The organism is Planosporangium mesophilum (genome assembly GCF_016863255.1).
Taxonomy (GTDB): Bacteria; Actinomycetota; Actinomycetes; order Mycobacteriales; family Micromonosporaceae; genus Planosporangium; species Planosporangium mesophilum.
Map to the genome: position 1 here is coordinate 1 of NZ_BOON01000057.1, position 16961 is coordinate 16961.

The following is a 16961-nucleotide window of genomic DNA, read 5'->3' on the forward strand; positions in this document are numbered from 1 at the left end:
GTCGTTGACAGGTTCAAGGCTGGGAATCGGGGCGCCGACCGTTCACCTCTGTTGCGTACGGCCAGATCGTGGCGATTCGCGCGCGGCTCGCTCGACTTGGCGCTCACCCGAAGTTGCTCGCAGTGTTGGACGATGCGTTCGGGCAGCGCGTCGGGGTCCGGTCGCACCACGTCCCCTTCTCGAATGCGGGGAGCGAAGAACGTTTTTCGCCAACCTCGAAGTCATTGCTGATCGCGCTGACCGGCGGGATCCAGCCCAGGTTCTCCTTCATCGCCAAGCGTGCTTCCTTGCGGGGATGGATCCGAATGGCGACACGGCAGGCTGGTTGCGGGGTCGGACTCGTGCGTCCGTTGTGCCCGCAGGTTTCCACACCTGGTCGTTGTTTTGGCCGGATGCTCGGTCGGTGGCGACCTCGTTGGCCAAGCAGGGCGACCCTCGGCTACTTCGGGACTTCATCGCCCGCGGGCACCCTGACGACGCCTGTGAGCGTGCAGGGTTGAACTACTGGGCCTACTGAGTCGGCGAGCTACGCCAACGTCAACACGATGACACCTTCATGGTCGATGACGATTCGGCTTGGCGGGGCGCAGGTCTGCTCCGCCACCTCACCGAGCGACTCCATGCGGGCCATACCTTCGTCGATCTGAACGTCCATACCATCTGGGCGCTGCTCGCCGCGCGCCGAGATCTCGTCCACGACGCTCCAGCGGTCGGGCGCGACCTGTTGCTCCGGGGCGAGCGGCTGCTGGACGAGGGTGGGATATCCGATCAGTCCCGGCGAGAGCTAACGTCGGTCCTCTACGGCCTGCGAATAGGCGGACTCACCGGCGACAGGGCGAGGCGATGACTGACACCGAAGCAGCCGGCGCGATGAGCTTCATCTTCGAAGCCGGGATGCTGAAGAGGGCCAAACGTACCGGCTGGTGGATAGCGGGCATCAGCGACCCCGAGTCGATCGCGGAGCACTCGTTCCGTACCGCGATCATCGGCATCGTGCTCGCGGGCATGGAAGGTGCCGATCCGGCCCGCGTGGCGCTCCTGTGCCTGCTGCACGACACCCAGGAGACGCGAGTCAGCGACATCCCGCACATTGGCCGCCGCTACCTGACGGCGGCCGACAACGAGACGGTGACCGCAGACCAGGTTTCGGCGTGCCCGCCGGAGGTCGCCGATCCCATCAGGGCGGCTGTCGCGGAGTACGAGGCGGCGGAGACGCTCGAAGCCGTCGTGGCTCGCGACGCCGACAAGCTCGAGTGCCTGGTACAGGCGGTTGAGTACCGCCACCAGGGCACGGACACCGTTCAGCGCTGGATTGACAGTTCGCGTAGTGCGCTGAAGACTGCTGCGGCCCTACGTCTGGCCGACGCCGCGCTTGCTGGGAATCCGCTGAATTGGCTTACCACCTTCCGTACCTCTTGATTCCCTGACCGGATATCGCCTGTCATCGCCAACTGGTGCTGGCGATCTGTCTACTGATGGACCACGCGAGGATGTCGATGATGCGTACGTCGCTGAGTTGGTCCGCCGCCTCTGCTACGACCGGGTGGTCATCATTGCGGGCAGCGTCACGTAACGCAGCGAGCCCGTCGCCCGCTCGGATGACATCCTGCCGAAACGCTTCCCAGAAAGCACGTCGCGGTGGTGCGTACGGACTTCCCGCCTCGGAGAGGTCCCGTGCTGCTATCTGCGCTGAAGTGCGATACAGCTTCAGAACTTGAGTGTCAAGGATCGGGAAGAACGCCGGCCGGGTGAGGTGCAGGGACTTGCTCACCTTGGCGTCCGCGATTCCATCTCCGGACTGGTGGAGGAAGTGGTTGTAGAGCGTTAAGGCTCTGCCGTAGAGACCGTCTCGGACGAGTGGATCGGCGTCATGGAGGCGAGCGTCAGGCGGGACGATGTCCCATGGCGCATTGACATTCAGGCTGAGCAGGCGGAGTTCCTGTTCCCGACTAATCCTGCTGAACAAGCTCCTGCTCGCCGAAACGACTTCCGGCGACAGCCTCAACCTGTCAACCTGCGCCCAGTCGTACCGGCGAAGTGTGTTCGGGTAGTCGATGCAGTAGTCGCGGAATACCTGGAAGGGATCGTCGATTACGTGGCACGCGACCCGAATTGGCGGCGTCCGTGATGCCATACGATCCTGTTCCTCTCATGATGCGAAGCGATGGGGACCGGTGTCACACGCTCGGCGGCGTCAGGTCGATGCGCATGTCCTGTAGGTGGTCGCCGGCCTCTCCGTCGGCCCGCCGTCGCAGCAACTCGATCATGTCTTCCTGTCGCGGCTGGCCGAACGTCAGCCGGTACAGCGCGACATCCCGTTTGAGCCGCTCCAACCGCGCGATATCGCCACTCAGCGGATACGGGGCGATGTGCCGCTCGATCCGGGCCGGCCCCGGGTAGATCCAATGCGGAGCGAAATCGCCGAGGTTGGCGGTCTCGTCCGTGGCCGCGGCGTACGCGGCGGCCCAGGGGTTCGGGTCCTCCGAGGTGAGGATGCTCTTGCGATGCCGGTGGGTGATGTTGCGGCGCACGGCATGTCCCGCGTACCGGTGAACTCGACCCTCGCGCTGCTCGAAGTCGACGGGGTTAGCAGGGGTGTTCCAGTGCGTCACGGCATGGCTCCACCAGTGGAAGTCGATGCCTTCCTGGCCGACGCTGGTCGTAGCGAGTACGAACGGCCAGAACGGTGAGTTGAAGGACTGCCGAACCTCGGAGTGCCGCCCACCTTCGTCGGTCTGGCGCTTGTTGCCGAACCGGAGCGCGAATCGGCTGGTGAACGGGATCGGCCGGTCGGGGTTGAGCGGGTCGAAGGCCTCGTAGCGTGACGGGCGCAGGGAGATCGCGTTCCGGGCGCGGTCGGCGAGGTCGATGAGCTTTCCGTCATCGAGGCTGCCGGCTGTGCCGTCGAGTGCCAGGTGATGCAGGTACTCGTCGAGGGCGGCCTGCAGGTTGCCCCAGGCGCAGTAGCGCAGCACGGCCCGCCAGTACACCTCTTCGGGCAGCAGCTGGTCGAGCAGCAGCGTTGCCTCCAGACGGCTGAACAGGCTGCGCAGCCCGGACGCTAACACCGCCGCTGCGCGCCAGTGGCCTTCGGGGGTGACGGCGGTTTGACTGTTCAGGAGTCGGCCGAGCGCCCGCCAGGCGATGTTGCCGGGGGAGTGGGCCCCGATGGCCGCGAGGGTGACGGCCAGATCGTTCGGACGGGCCGGTAGGTCGAGAGCGTTGGCGCGAGCGCGCAAGGCGACGTCGACATGTGCCGCCAGACCGGTCGGATCGTCGCCACTGTCCTCGTCGGTCGCCGTTCCACCGAGTGCCGCGATGATGGTGTCCCGGTCAAGGCCCGCGGGTAGCGAGTCTGGCCAGCTGAGCTGGGAGGCCCAGTACCAGGCCTCGCCGCCACCGCTCTGGGCGTCGTCGCCAGCCGGGAGATGTGCCGCGAGTTGCCCGGCGATCGCCTGCTCCAACTCGCTCGCGGTCAGCGTCCGGTCCGGTTCGCGGCGGGCCCAAGCGAGGGGATCTGCGGCGCGGGCCAGGCCGGGGGTGGGCCAGAACAGCGCCAGGCTGGTCATGGCTGCGGGACGCCCGCTGTCAAGCCGGTACGAGAGCCGCGTGGCGATTCTGCGCCGAGCGGCCGGAGTGTTCTCGGCCAGCCGGCTGCCCTCCGCCAGGCGCCGCTCGACGTCGTAACTGAGCAGCGCGGCGACGGCCGTCGGCGTTGCCGCCCACGAGGAGAAGACCAGGCGCTTGGTGACTTGCTCGGCGAACGGCTCCGCGTACGGCCCCTCAAACGCCGTGTACGGCAGGGACGGCGGTACCCACAGCAGCCGCCACCAGCCCGGCGCGACCGTCTCGTCGGCGAGTTGCCGCAGCCGGGCGTTGCCCATGTCCACCGGGTCGAAGCGGCGCACCGCGGAAGGGTCGATGCGCTGGGTACGACGAAGCAGGGGCCCGAGAGTCAGCGCGCGGTCCGGGTCGTCCAGTGCCTTGCGTACCTTGTCCGCGAGTTGGTACCCGTCCATGAAGTTGATGAAGTAGGGCGCGGACTTCCAGTAGTCGAGGGCAAGCTGGCCGTCCACGGCGCGGGCGACCTCGCGGAGGGCGACATAGCCGAGCAGGTCCTTCTCCTCGACCGAGGCCGCGGTGGTGAGGTGTTCGACCAGCATCCCGTCGTTGCCCAACTGCGGCCGCTCCGTGCGGGACATCACCCGGAGAAGCTGTGCGCGTAGGCGGGCGGTCAGGTGCTCCAACGGAGCGCCGGTAACGGCGGCATGCCGGTAGGCGGCGAGGTTCTCTGCGACATCGTCGGCTGACAACCCCGAGCGGCCGTTGGCGAGGAAGCGGAGAGTCTGGAGGAAGTCGCGGTGGTGGTCGTCGCCGGCGAGCGACTCCTCGACGTAGGTGAATGGCTTGTACGGTGTCGCAGACAACAGCAACACCCGAGCGTCGCCGTACTCGAATAGGTGGTGGGCCAGCTCGGCCGCTTCGCCTCCACTCTCGGGATCGAGTAGGTGCCGGAAGCGCTGAAACTCGTCGAGGATCACCAGATCCGGTTCGAGCGTATGGACGCTGACCCTGGCCAGCTCTCCGCGCAGCCTCCCGATCAAGGTACGGACGTCGTGCCGCAGCTCGTCGGGCACGCTGCGGCGTCGCCCCATCTCCTCGACGAGCGCTTCGAACTCGCGGCCGAGTCCGCGTCGCACCGCCTTCCGGAACGCCTTCATGACAACGGGATCGACACCGCGGACCAGCTCTGCTTCCAGTCGCGCCACGGTACCGGCGAACCGATCGAGGCTGGTGACCCCGCCCTGCAGCAGTCGCAGTGCGGCGGTTCGTCGGTACCCATCCAGGTCGAGCATGTCGGCCAGCAACAGGAACAGCATTGCGCGCTCTTCGGACTTGCCGGTCTGCCAACCCATCTCAAAAGAGGTAGCGGGAGTGAACGACACCAGGTTGACCGGTTTGGTGAACCGGTGCCGGTCGGCATCCGCAAGCCGCGCGGAGTGCTTGGGGAGTAGCGTCAGTCGGCTCGCGAACGGCAGATGCGGGTCGCCGGTGACGTCCAGGCGCCGGATGTTCTGGTCGGCTATGTCGGCGTTGGAGCACACGTACACGATGTCGATGCGGTCGACGCTCGAGTCGTCCTGCAGGTGCTCGATCGCGCGGGCGATGACGCCCCGGGCTACCAGGCTCTTGCCGAGGCCGGTCTCGTCGGCGACCAGGAACCGCGTGGACGGCTCCGGGCCGTAGAAACGATCGGCGACGTGCGCGACAGTGGCTTGCTGGAACGCGGTCAGGCCCGCCAGGACGGGTGCTGCGGTGAACCGTTCCCTCGCCCTGCTCATCGGTCCACCTTCGTCTTCGGAAGTCTGCGGTGTGCGGCGACAATGACATCCCACAGCTGCTCGAAGCCCTCGGGCAGCACATCTCGGCCCGCCTCGCTCGAGCGCAGCCGCGCGACCAGCCGATCCAGGTCTGCCAGGGCCTGCGGCTGGTCGGCCAACGCGCGGACGACCATCTCGAAGATGCCGGAACCGGTACTGAAGCGGCCGTCACCGCCGGCGCCTTCGACTCCGGCCAACTCGAGCGGAACGGCCGCCTGGGACAGTCCGAGCAGCAGGGCCAGGAAGCGGAGGAACTTCTCGGTGCTGTCGACCTGCCGGGCCAGCACCTCATCGAGGCGGCCGGCGGGGTCACCGACCAGGACGGCCCGGATCACAGTGCCGCGGCGCAGGCCCTGCGGTGACTCGACGTGTAGCGCGACGAACGGCGTGATGTCCGCGGTGGTGATCGGCTCGAAAACAGCTTGGGAATGGTTCATCGGCTCCTGGCGGCACGCCTGCCCCGGTCGGGTCAGCAACTCGAGACTGACCTGGTAACCATCGGGGAACGCCAGCGGTCGGTCGCTCGTGACGCTGAGCCGGTGGCCGCCATCGGCTGGTTCCACCGTTGCGGCGTATCCGATTTCGGCGAGGTCGCGGACGAGGTTCTCCAGCGCCCACAGCGCCTCGTCCTGCGGATCGGGCGGCTCGCCCCCGGCAACGGCATACTCTTCGAGCAGCTGGGCGAACGGTGCGTCCTCACCGAGGAACGTCTCCACGCCGAGCTTGGTCGCGCCGCCCACCAGTTCGACGAGTACCTCGACGTTGCCGCCGAACGCCGCGTCGGTGGCGTTGGCGGAGCCGAGGAAGACATGGGCCCGCCGGCTGCGCTCCACAACGTAGAGCTTCGCGTGCAAGCCGGACAGCACCGACAGTTCGCTCCCGTCAGCAGGGTCGGTGCTCTCTTCCAGCCCGGCCAGTGCGCTAACGACGTGGGCGTCGATGCGTGACGCGGTGGACGGGGCGAGTCGGTCGAGATCCTCCACTCTGGAAACCACGGTGACGTCATTCGAGGGGGCGACCCGATCCAGGCCCTGATCGTTGCAGAAGGGCGCGACGACCAGGTGCCGGTAGCCGCTGAAGTCGGGATTGCTGCGGTTACCAGCCAATCCGAGCACATGGAAGGCGATTTCCCGGACGTCGTTCGGGCGTTCCCACTCGATCCGGCGGATGTCCTCGGCGAAGTCTGCCAGCCGCTGCCGGCGCTCAGCCGGCAGCGGCGACCGTGCCATGGTGGGCAGCGCCCGGACCAGGTCCGCCAGCGGCCGGTTCAGCGCGGCCGGACGGTTGGTGCGCTCGCCGTCGAGGCGCAGTACCGCGTCCCAACTATGGTCATTGGTCAGGTTGCGGCTGAGGCACAGCAGCCGGTACGCCGTGTCGGTGTCGCTGACGTAGCGCAGCAGCCACAGCTTGGGGTGGAAGAGGTATCCCGGCCGGGGACGGCGTACCTCGTGGACCATCGGCTCGAGAAACGCCATCAGGTCCGAGGCGCGTTGCGGGACCGTGATCTGGCCGGCCTGGCAGAACACGTCGACTCGGTCGGTGCAGGACCGGACCGCCTCCATGACCGCGACCGGGTCCGGGGTGCTGCGTACCTCGAACGCGGCAAAGGCCAGCGGCGGTATGAGCGCGGCGGTGAGGTCCAGGGTGAACGTCGTGGCGACCGCCCGGTCGAGCCGGTACCCCAGTGGCGGGCGCAACTGCTCGAGCAGGACCGCGCGGGAGTCAGGCGCCAGCATCGTGCCCCAATCCGGCGTGGATGTCGGTGAGGATGCGGCGTACCTGCGACCAGCGGTAGGTCAGCTGGGCACTTCCCGAAGCGCCCGACCACGTTCGCAACAGCCGCTCGTTGGATAACCGCGACTGCCCCTTCTTCTGCTGCCGTTCCCGCCGGGCAACGAGGTCACGCAGTACCTGATCGTCAGCGACCGCGGACGCTCGGCCAGAGCAGATCGCGTCCAGCCACGCGTTGACGAACAGGCGGGTGGCCAGGCTGATGCGGGGGTTGCTTCGCAGCACCAGCGACCAGAACTCGTCGCGATCCCACGCGGACAGGGCGGCGGCGAGGTCAGCACACTCTTTCGCCCACTCGTCGATACGGTCGCGGTAACTGTCAGCCGGCTCCGCGACGCGGGTGTGGCCGGCGCTCTCGTAGCGCTCGCCGAGGAGCAAGTTGTAAAGCAGAGCGGCTCCGTGGACGGCCAGCGAGAACAGCTCAGCGTGGCGCAATAGCGAACGGACGTCTGTGGGAGCGGCCAGGCAGGCGGTGTCCTCCCATGGCGCCCCGCTGTCCGGATCCGGGGGATCGGTATGACCGAGAAGGTGGGCAAGGAGGGTGCCCGGCGCCGCACTCATCATCTGTTCCCGTAACCAGGCCGCTTCATGACGCGGCATGGCGAACCCGCCCTCTACCGACTCCGGAAACTCTGCCGGCGGGGCAGGCAGAGTCGGTGCCCAGTCACCCTGCACGCGCGTCGCCAACTCGTCCGCGCCATCTGCCGGGCCAGCGGCGACAACCCGTTGCAACTGGTCCGGCGCTGCGTCACGGGTGAGGATGCCGTACCGGGTCAGCCCTGACCAGTAGATAGCCGAGGGCAAGATCTTGACGGCCGGGCCGGCTCGGCGGCCGATCAATCCTTCGCTCTCACCAGCCTGTCGCAGTGCCTCGATGAGGCGTCGTTCCCGCTGGTCGGTCCATGCCTTCAGCTTCGGTCCCGACAGTCGCCGCTGGGCGCCGTCCCGGAAAACCCAGGGAACGAAGAGGAAATAGCGTGCGCGGGTCTGGATCACGGACGTACCGGGGAAGAGCGCGTCGCTGAAGACGTCCCGGATCTGGCCGATACCCAGCTCGTCCCGGCTCTCCGTCTGGGCGAACAGTGCGATGAGTTCACGCACGCGTCGTTGTTCATCCGCGGACGTATCTAGCCACGCGATGATGGAAGTCATGGTCTCCGGATTCGTCGGTCCGATTCGGTGAGGTCCAGACGGCCCGAAGCCATCAGCGCGCCCTTGACTGTCTGGACAGTAACGATTTGATTGACGAACGGCTACGGTGCGGATGGCTGATCGTGAACAGTCCTTGCGGTGGATCTACGGGCGGGCCCTACCGCGTGCGAGAACGGATCGCGGGGCCGGCCGGGAGGGCGTACCTGATGTTGTGGCGTGAGCGGACGACGGGATTGGTCGGCTGCATGGAACTAAGGGGGAGGTGCCCATGGCCGGCAAGTACCACCCGCTGACCCGCCACCTGTCCGCTGCTGCGGCCCGAGGCCAGTGCAACATCGAGATGAGCTTCGACGAGATCGCCGAACTGGTCGGCGGGTTACCGCCGTCCGTGGCGCAGCGTCAATGGTGGGCCAATAGCGGCCACGTCCAGGCATCGTCCTGGTTGACGGCCGGATACCACGTCGAGCAGGTCTACCTCGATCGTCGCCGGGTGCGCTTCATCCGACCGGGCCAGGATGCGCCGACTGCCACTCAGGCGACCAGGCCGGCCCACTGCTCAGCCGAGGTCCCGCCGTCGAGTGGGCTCTCCAACGGAGGGCCGGCCCGCCAGCTGGTTGACGTCCGGGTCGCCTTGGCCTGGCAGCCAGCCGGCGCTGTCACCCTCGACGCCGGCGGCAAGCTGTTGTTCCCCAGCCTCGACAACGTGCCTGGTCTGTACCGGCTGACCCTGGCCTCCGCCATTCCCGGTGCCCGCCGCCGCATCTACATCGGTGAGACTGAAAACCTGCGCCGTCGGTTGGCGGGAAACTATCGCAATCCCGGGCCCACCCAGCAGACCAGCCTGCGCATAAATGCGCTGCTCCATGAGGACCTAGCTCGTGGCGCTGCAATTGAGCTGGCAATCGCCACTGATGCGATGATTTACCTCGACGGCGAGCCTCGGCCGCTCGACCTGACCCGCAAGGCCGGCCGGCTGTTAGCGGAAAACGCGGCGCTTGTCCATGCACACGCCACTGACGACGCCGAGATTGTCAACCTCGGATGAGTACCGCATCGGCGAACTCCGCCCGAGTCGCGGAGCTCATGGCGGCGCTGGATGCCTACCGGCCTGCGCGGCAGGCGTTCCTGGCCACGCTCGGCCTGCCGGCGTCCAATCGCGATCCCTTCGCTGAGTTCAGCGAACAGCTTGTCGCTGCCCTCACTGGCGGAATCTTGGCTGCCAGTCGGGTCCAGGCCGGGCATGATCTCGTACTGGTAGACGGGATGAAGGTGCAGGTGCGTTACCTGGCCAACCCTGCCGGCACCTGGATCAACGAGCACCTCGTCCATCGGATCCCGGGCGTTGAGTGGTACACCCTCGTGCTGCTGGAGGCGTTTTCCGTCGTCGGAATACTCGCGTTCCCGACCGAGGGCCTCGCCCCGATCTGCCAGGCACTGGGAAAGCGGCATCCGAGACAGGAGGAAACCGTGCAGTTCACCCGCCGCAACTGGTGGACGATTCGCGATGAACCACAGCGGTTTCGAGCCCTCGGCATGCACATATGGCTGCCACCGTTCGTCTGACTCCGACTGATCGTGGGCTTCGATCCTTCACGCCGACAAGACCCTGTTTCTCCCGCGGATTCAGCTGCCGTCAGACGACTGTTCCGCTTCTGGTTCGGCGAGTAGTTCAGCTGCCCGGCGTACGACCTCCGCATAGATGGTTTCCTTTACCGTCTCCGCGGCCTTCTGCCGTAACTCATCGGCGAGCGCCTGAGCGATGGATTCAACGAGCGGCGTCGGTCGTGACCTGATAGGCCGGGTAGCGACAGGCACAGGGGCAGGAGTGGAAGTAGCGGCAGAGGCAAGCGCCTGATCTTTCGACACCTCCTGGAGGACTTTCTCCCGTGGGCTCTCCACCGGCTCTGCGGGCAGGTTGAGGTGTCGTACCGCCGGGTCGGCATATATGACCTCGAGATACTTCGTGGTACGGGTGAGCGCGATGTAGAGCAGCCGCTCGCCACGCGGATCGGCCTGGACGATCTCGGCCGGCTCCACGACGATGACGCTGTCGAACTCGAGTCCCTTGGCGCCGTGCGGACTGACTACATTGATGGAACTGCCGAGTTCGCCCTGGTCTGCGTCCCGCCAGTCCACCTCCTGCTCGTTCAGTTCTCGCTCCACCTCCGCCCGGCAGGAGTCAGCACAGACGATGCCGACAAACCTGCCCTTCCCGGCGTGGGACTGTGCCATCCGTACGGCGGTCCTAGCGCGGTCTTCCCGCGTCACGTGGTGCAGGCCGGGATCGGCAGGCCCGATACGCACGACGGCCGGTTTTGCGACCTCAGGGGCGGCCGTCGTGAGGAGTGGCGCCGCGAACTCATATACCTGCCGCGGAACGCGGTAGCCGTACTTGAGCTCCTCCACCTTGTGCAGTTGCTTGCGGGGTAGGTTCGCGAGGACATCCTTCCAGCTGTCGCGCGCTGAGGCGCCCGTTGACTGGGCGATGTCTCCGACGAGCGTGATGGCTCCGCTGCTTGACCGCCGCGCAATAGATCGGAGCTGCATGGCGGACAAGTCCTGCGCCTCGTCGACGACGATCAGACCGTACTTGTTCGGCTCGCCCTGGATGAGGTGGTCGGCCTCGTCCAGTAGGGCGAGGTCAGCCTGGCTCCATACCTCCTCGGTGACACTTGTCCGCGGCCGCCGGTGCAGCAGACTGAGCTCCTCGTCGCTGAAGTCGCCCTCGCCTGCCGAGGAAAGGCGTTCCCGGGTCGCGAAGAGCTCCCGCAGCAGACCTGCGGCGGTGACGCGCGGCCACATCCGCTCGGTCAGCTCCTGGGCCGTCGTTTCCCGGACTGCGGCCGGCAGATCGCGGGCCTCATGATGGATCAGCGTTGAGAGCGTGTCAGCCAGGGAGCGGCGCCGGATGGCGTAGGGGCCACGTTGATCCAGTGCGGTCCGGAACGCCAGGTTCACGGCGTCCACGGTCAAGCGCAGGGGGCGAGCCCCGACCCGAAGCCCGTCGACCGTCGCCTCAGTCGGTGGTGACACCTTCAACGACAGCGCTCTCCGGATAAGTCTGCTCATCCGCGCTTCGCCCTTGAGGCGGATGGTCTCAAGCTTCTCTGCTCGCCCGACGGTGATCGACGGGGCCAGGTCAGCGACCGTGACGTGCCTGACGTCGTGGTCACCGAGACTCGGCAGTACACCCTTGATGTACCGGGTGAAGGTCCTGTTGGGTCCCACGACCAGCACGTTGTGCGGTGCCAGATTCTGGCGGAGGTTGTACAGGAGCCAGGACACCCGGTGCATCGCGATCGCGGTTTTGCCGGTGCCCGGGCCGCCCTGGATCACCAGTACCTGATCCATCGGTGCGGTGATGAGCTCATACTGGGCGGCTTGGATGGTGCGGACGATGTCACGCATCTCGCCTGAGCGCTTGTAGTCGAGCTCCTGGAGCAGCGACCCGTCTGGCCCTTGAAAGGGTTCCTTGACCGTCGATTCCAAGGCCGCGACCTGGCGCGCTAGCGCCTTGAAGACGACTTCCTCGAAGTCGACAAGCTTGTGGCCTTCCATCTTGAAGGTCCGCTTGCTCCGTAGCCCCAGCGGATTCTGATGGTTGGCCTTGAAGTACGGCTCGGCTGCGGGCAGCTTCCAGTTGATCACGAGCATACGACCGTCGTCGGCTCTGACCGACGCATGTCCGATGTACAGGGACATATCGCTGTCGACCACCCGCCCGATGGCGACCGGGGCGTCGGGAGAGCCGAGGGAGTCGCTGAGTCGCGTGCCCTCGTTGGAGATCTTGCCGCGACGGTGCCCGTTGGCCTTAGCTCCGGTACCGTCCAGGCGCAGTTCCCGCTTCTGCTCGCGAATCTGCCGCGCATGGTTGAGGTAGGCCTGTTCCCGGGCCAGCTCATCCGCCTTGGGCATTCCTTGGACCTCCGCCACGTTCACCGAACGACGTCACTACAGTCGGTGCATGTACCTTAGGGGGTCGGGGCGTCAATTTCTTCAGCCCTACGGTCAATGTCAGGAACCTAGGTACAGCGCCCTAATCGTCCGGCTTGGTGTCGACGATCTTTGATCGTTGTCAAGGGTTAACCGATAGCCGACGGCCGTGACCGGTTCATCCCGCCGCGACCCGCGCAGCATGGAACACATCGGCAGGCAACGGCTTGTCCAACTTCCACAGGATCCGCATCGGCCGGTCCCCGCTGTGCTGCACGTACCGCATCCGTCCGGCGTACAGGAACGGCGGCACCCCAAGGTCGCCGTCGCTCTCCTTGCTCTCCCGCAGGAACAGGTGCACCGACGAACCCCGGGAAGCGTGGTTCACATACCGCTGGCCGGTCGGCGATGCCGTGGACGTGGTGCTCTGCGACTCCCACTGGAACAGCTCAGGTGTGATGGCCCGGTCCTCGTACATGGTGGTGGGGGAGTAGTGCTCCAGGGTCTTGTTCAGCGTGACGAAGAACAGGTCGGCCTGTTCGGCCTCGACCCACTTCACGCCTTCGCGCACCGGTGCGGTGACCCCGAAGGCGGCGCGCACCTCGTCGCGGCTGTAGCGCGCGTGCAGCGTCAACGGAATCCGGCCGGAGAGGTCGATGGGCCGGCCGACCCGGTGGATCCGCGACCGCAGCACCGAAGCCACCTGCCGCAGTTCATCGCAGCGCGAAGGAACGGCCCACAGCCGCTCCAACCCTTCCTCGGCCTCGCCTGACGAGCCCCACAGCAACGCGTGCAGCATGGCAGCCAAGCGCCCAGCGGGCGGCCGCGAGCCGCTAACCACCTCTGACAGAAGGTCCAGTCGCCGGACGTCGTCGAGGTGCAGCATCCGCCCGATCGCCGAACTCAGCCCGGCATCATGCGGTCCGGGCGGGGACACATCGAGCCCGGCGAGGCGCCGCAACCCGGCCCATCCGCCGCGAGCCTTGGAGCGGTACAGATCCTCCAGCTCAAGCCCGGTCTCGGCGAGGAAGGTCTCGAGGCTGACGTCCCCGAGCCGGCGCAGTTCCGCGGTGACGTCCTGCCACCGCAGCCGCAGCGCCGCCTGCACATTGCGCAGCACGACCTGCTTCGCGACCGGGTCCAGCTGGATGTGGCAGCCGGCCGGCAGGGTGGGGAAGTCGTGTTCGACGTCGCGGGCCAGTTCACGCCGGCTGATGCCGGTGATCGCGCGGTACCGGAGGTCGAAGCGAAAGTCGGCGTGCTGGCCGCCGATGAAGTCCAGGACGGACAGGCACGGCTTTCCGTCGGCGAGCCGCAGACCGCGCCCGAGCTGCTGCAGGAAGATGGTCGCGCTCTCGGTCGGACGCAGCATCAGGATCGTGTCCACCGCCGGCAGGTCGATGCCTTCGTTGAACAGGTCGACGGTGAAGAGTGCCTTCACCTCGCCCCGGGTCAGCCGCTTCACGGCCTCGTCGTGGCTGACCTCCCCGGGCCGGGAGGTGACGGCGAGCGCCGGTACACCGGCTCGCTGGAACCAGTCGGCCATGAACTCGGCGTGCTGGATGCTGACGCAGAACCCGAGGGCGCGCATCCGGTTGACGTCGACCTTGTCACGCACCGCCTGCAGGATGAGCCGGGCCCGGGCGTGGTGGCCGGTGTACAGGTGACTCAGCTGGCCCTGGTCGTACCCTTGCCCACGCTTCCACCGGATCGTGGACAGGTCGACGTCGTCGTGGATGCCGAAGTACTGGAACGGCGCCAGCAGTTGTCGTTCCAGCGCCTCCCATAGCCGTAGCTCGACCGAGGTGCGCCCATTGAACCAGCCTCGGATGTCCTGGCCGTCCGAGCGCTCGGGCGTCGCGGTCAGCCCCAGCAGGACGCGCGGTTTCAAATGGTTGAGCAGCCGGGCGTACGTCGGGGCCTGAGCGTGGTGGAACTCGTCGACGATGACCATGTCGAACCGGGCCGGATCAAGCTCGTCGAGGTCGCGCCGGTGCAGCGACTGCACGGACGCGAACACGTGCCGCCACTCGTTCGGCCGTTCGCCGCCGACGAATGTCTCGCCGAAGCTCCCGTCGCGCAGCACGTGCCGGAACACCGACCGGCTCTGCTGCAGGATGCGCTCTTGATGCGCGACAAACAAAAGCGAGTTGACCGTACCGGCGTCGCGCAGCCGCTTGTAGTCCAGCGCGGCGACGACGGTCTTTCCGGTACCGGTCGCCATCACGACCAGGTTGCGCCAGTGGTCGTGCACCTCCCGCTCGGCGGCCAGCTCGTCGAGGATTTCCCGCTGGTAGCCGTACGGCCGCACGTCGAGGCTGGTGATGTCGATGGCCAGCCCTGGGGAGCCGGTGCCGGACTCGAGCTGCAGCGCCTGGCGGAGCCGGCCGCCGTCGCGCTGCGGGAGGTACTCCTCGAACGCCGGGTCGTCCCAGTACTCGTCGAAGGTTGCCTCGAACGTGTCGAGGATGTGCGGCTGTTCGAGCGCGGCGATCCGCACGTTCCATTCGAGGCCGTCGACCAGCGCAGACTTCGAGAGGTTGGACGAGCCGACGTACGCGGTACTCGCGCCAGTGTGGCGCCGGAACAGCCAGGCCTTGGCGTGCAGCCGGGTCGTCTTCGTCTCGTACGACACGCGGATCTCGGCGCCCAGTTGGACGAGCCGGTCCAGCGCCCGCTGATCCGTCGCCCCCATGTACGTCGTCGTGATGATCCTGAGCCTGCCGCCCCGCTCGATCAGTTGGCGGATGGGCTCCTCCAGCAGCCGAACGCCGTGCCACTTGATGAAGGCGCACAGCAGGTCCACCTCATCGGCCGAGGCCATCTCGGTGGCCACCTCGTGCCCAATGCGCGGCTGTCGACGCCCATTGACCAGCAGCGCCCCGGCCGACAGCGGAGTCTCGGGGCGGGGCGGAAACACGACCGAGGCGGGCGCCGCCGGCCGGTCCACGATGGCTCGCAGCAACAGGTCAGGCGGCGTGGCGACGAGGTCGGCCGGTTCGACGGCCGCAGGGGAGAGGTCGGCTATCGCCTCGGCGATCCGGTTGGCGATCTCCACCTGGCGGGCCAGCCGCTCCCGGTCGTCGCCGGAGACGGCCTTCAGCGCCCGATGGGTCAGCCCTGCGATGTGGCGGGACAGCACGACGTCGGCGTCGGACGGGTCAAGCCGTTGCCGATCTACCAGGTCTCGGGCGACCGGCAGCATTTGCTCGTCGAGTCGACGGGTGATGAGGTGCTCGTATGCGCCGCGTGCAAGATCCGTCACCGGGGCAACGTACGCCAGTTTCGATGATCGCGTCGATCACCCGACGTGCTACTACTCGGCGCCGGAGAATTCGGTTGCTGGCTAGTGGCGGGATTGGTCATGCGACGGTGCAACCGGTTAACCCTGCCCCGGCAAACCCATCCTGACTGTCACAGTGATTCCCGCAAAGCGGCACCGGCCGCTGCACATCAAGGCCGATGGCGGGGGATGGCGTGGACGTCGACAAGCTGACAACGGAACTGGCGGCGTACGAATACGCGCGCCTCTGGGACGTGACGGACCCTCGCAGCGTCGCGGAGTGGGTCTTCAGCAGCCCCGATGATTTCGAGGACTTCGAAGCGCTCCCGGCCGCGGCCGCGGCCCTGGACCAGATGCGGGCCGCGTTCAGGAGCGAGTCGGATGACGACCGGTTCGAGGCGACCGCGCTGGCGTTTGCTGGAACGGCGATCCGCTTGACTGTGCCGGTGGCCGCCCGGACCGGCGGTGAGCGCTGGGCGCTGACGGGCAACGACGGAACGGTCGACAAGTGGCTCCGGCTGACGGTGGGAGATACGGAAGCCCTCATCGTCGCCTGGGGGCCCGGCCGGTTCTTCCTCCAGCTGCGCCTGGCCTCCTCCCCAATGAAGGCGGCGCTGAAATCGGGCAGCCTCAGCGAGGATGACTTGGTGATCTTCAAAGGCACTGATTTGCTGCGGTCCTTCGCCCGCGATGCCGTTCGGTATTACATCGATGACGTCGAGAACGCCAAGTGGTTTGTCGATCAGCCGGCGGTCGTCCAGGCGGCGCGGCTGATGAACGCTCGGCTGGCGGCGGCTGCTGCGCGCTTACCGCGTACCTCCAGGCACGACCCGGAGCTTGCCGCCCGGGCCTGGGCGGCCGCCGAGGTGCTGTATTTCGATTCTGATGTCGAGCTTCCGACCCTCCCCGACGAGGACCTGCTCGACGCCGAGCCGACCGGCTTCGACCGGCCCTACCGCGGCAAGCCTGCCGAGGGCGACTACCCCGAGGTCCAGCCGACCAGCCCGGCCGCCCGCGAGCGGGCCAACGCCGAGCACGACGCGCTCTGCCGTCAACTGATTGCTCACCTGTCAAAGCGGGGCATCGAGGCGGGAGAGCTGACGAGCCCGCCGGTCGACGTGGCCTGGCGCGGCGCGAACAACCGACAGGTCATCGCGGAGATCAAGAGCTGCTTCGACGGCAACGACACCGACCAACTGCGGCTCGGGTTGGGGCAGCTCCTGGAGTACCGGCAACGGCTGGCCGGCGCGGGCGTGACGGCCGACGCCATTCTGCTCGTCACCCGGGTGAAAGACCCTTTCTGGTACGAGATCTGCCGCAGTGTCGACATAAGGCTCCTCGCAGGTGACGACGAAGCCACCTGGGATCTCGGATAAGCCTCAACCGACATAACTCTCTGCCGATCTCCCTGCGTGCCGGGC

12 protein-coding genes are annotated in these 16961 nt (G+C 67.0%); 4 read left to right on the forward strand and 8 right to left on the reverse strand.

What is annotated here, in order from left to right; translation table 11 throughout:
• Positions 1–103: 103 nt before the first annotated feature.
• Positions 104–277: a hypothetical protein gene (locus Pme01_RS26290; protein ID WP_168117673.1), complete on the reverse strand. Its 174-nt coding sequence runs from the start codon at positions 275–277 to the stop codon at positions 104–106.
• 249 nt (positions 278–526) lie between these two features.
• Positions 527–697 (reverse strand): hypothetical protein, encoded by a 171-nt coding sequence (locus tag Pme01_RS26295; RefSeq protein ID WP_168117672.1) that lies wholly within the window; start codon positions 695–697, stop codon positions 527–529.
• Between the two features lie 146 nt (positions 698–843).
• Between Pme01_RS26295 and Pme01_RS26300 the strand changes: the two genes are divergently transcribed.
• Positions 844–1419, forward strand: coding sequence for an HD domain-containing protein (locus Pme01_RS26300; RefSeq protein ID WP_168117671.1), 576 nt, complete (start codon positions 844–846; stop codon positions 1417–1419).
• 22 nt (positions 1420–1441) lie between these two features.
• Here Pme01_RS26300 and Pme01_RS26305 read toward each other — a convergent pair whose 3' ends face one another.
• Genes Pme01_RS26305 through Pme01_RS26320 form a run of 4 tightly spaced genes read right to left on the reverse strand, consistent with a single transcriptional unit; the run spans position 1442 to position 8324 of the window.
• Complete coding sequence (locus Pme01_RS26305; protein ID WP_168117670.1) at positions 1442–2134, reverse strand: DUF6308 family protein; 693 nt, start codon at positions 2132–2134, stop codon at positions 1442–1444.
• A gap of 43 nt (positions 2135–2177) precedes the next feature.
• A complete protein-coding gene (locus Pme01_RS26310; RefSeq protein WP_168117669.1) occupies positions 2178–5342 on the reverse strand; it encodes a helicase in 3165 nt (1054 codons plus the stop codon).
• Positions 5339–7117, reverse strand: a complete 1779-nt coding sequence (locus Pme01_RS26315; RefSeq protein WP_168117668.1) for a phospholipase D family protein — start codon at positions 7115–7117, stop codon at positions 5339–5341. Before Pme01_RS26315 ends, Pme01_RS26310 begins: the two co-directional genes overlap by 4 nt.
• Positions 7104–8324, reverse strand: coding sequence for a DUF6361 family protein (locus Pme01_RS26320; protein WP_168117667.1), 1221 nt, complete (start codon positions 8322–8324; stop codon positions 7104–7106). Before Pme01_RS26320 ends, Pme01_RS26315 begins: the two co-directional genes overlap by 14 nt.
• Before the next feature lie 268 nt (positions 8325–8592).
• On the opposite strand from Pme01_RS26320, the gene Pme01_RS26325 reads away from it, so the two are divergent.
• Both Pme01_RS26325 and Pme01_RS26330 read left to right on the forward strand, forming a co-directional pair.
• Positions 8593–9369, forward strand: a complete 777-nt coding sequence (locus Pme01_RS26325; protein ID WP_168117666.1) for a DUF7662 domain-containing protein — start codon at positions 8593–8595, stop codon at positions 9367–9369.
• 38 nt (positions 9370–9407) lie between these two features.
• Positions 9408–9887: a hypothetical protein gene (locus Pme01_RS26330; RefSeq protein WP_168117665.1), complete on the forward strand. Its 480-nt coding sequence runs from the start codon at positions 9408–9410 to the stop codon at positions 9885–9887.
• 60 nt (positions 9888–9947) lie between these two features.
• Here Pme01_RS26330 and Pme01_RS26335 read toward each other — a convergent pair whose 3' ends face one another.
• Positions 9948–12239, reverse strand: a complete 2292-nt coding sequence (locus Pme01_RS26335; protein ID WP_168117664.1) for a UvrD-helicase domain-containing protein — start codon at positions 12237–12239, stop codon at positions 9948–9950.
• A 196-nt stretch (positions 12240–12435) separates the two neighbouring features.
• The gene (locus Pme01_RS26340; RefSeq protein WP_168117663.1) at positions 12436–15522 is read right to left on the reverse strand and encodes a DEAD/DEAH box helicase; all 3087 of its coding nucleotides are present in this window, start codon (positions 15520–15522) and stop codon (positions 12436–12438) included.
• Between the two features lie 212 nt (positions 15523–15734).
• Between Pme01_RS26340 and Pme01_RS26345 the strand changes: the two genes are divergently transcribed.
• Positions 15735–16916 (forward strand): hypothetical protein, encoded by a 1182-nt coding sequence (locus Pme01_RS26345; protein ID WP_168117662.1) that lies wholly within the window; start codon positions 15735–15737, stop codon positions 16914–16916.
• Positions 16917–16961: the final 45 nt, after the last annotated feature.

Excerpts from the sequence above, each read along its gene's own strand:
- Pme01_RS26325 (WP_168117666.1), top strand. The coding sequence starts at position 8,593 with ATGGCCGGCAAGTACCACCCGCTGACCCGCCACCTGTCCGCTGCTGCG.
- Pme01_RS26310 (WP_168117669.1), bottom strand. The coding sequence starts at position 5,342 with ATGAGCAGGGCGAGGGAACGGTTCACCGCAGCACCCGTCCTGGCGGGC.
- Pme01_RS26305 (WP_168117670.1), bottom strand. The coding sequence starts at position 2,134 with ATGGCATCACGGACGCCGCCAATTCGGGTCGCGTGCCACGTAATCGAC.
- Pme01_RS26335 (WP_168117664.1), bottom strand. The coding sequence starts at position 12,239 with ATGCCCAAGGCGGATGAGCTGGCCCGGGAACAGGCCTACCTCAACCAT.
- Pme01_RS26330 (WP_168117665.1), top strand. The coding sequence starts at position 9,408 with ATGGCGGCGCTGGATGCCTACCGGCCTGCGCGGCAGGCGTTCCTGGCC.
- Pme01_RS26315 (WP_168117668.1), bottom strand. The coding sequence starts at position 7,117 with ATGCTGGCGCCTGACTCCCGCGCGGTCCTGCTCGAGCAGTTGCGCCCG.
- Pme01_RS26300 (WP_168117671.1), top strand. The coding sequence starts at position 844 with ATGACTGACACCGAAGCAGCCGGCGCGATGAGCTTCATCTTCGAAGCC.
- Pme01_RS26320 (WP_168117667.1), bottom strand. The coding sequence starts at position 8,324 with ATGACTTCCATCATCGCGTGGCTAGATACGTCCGCGGATGAACAACGA.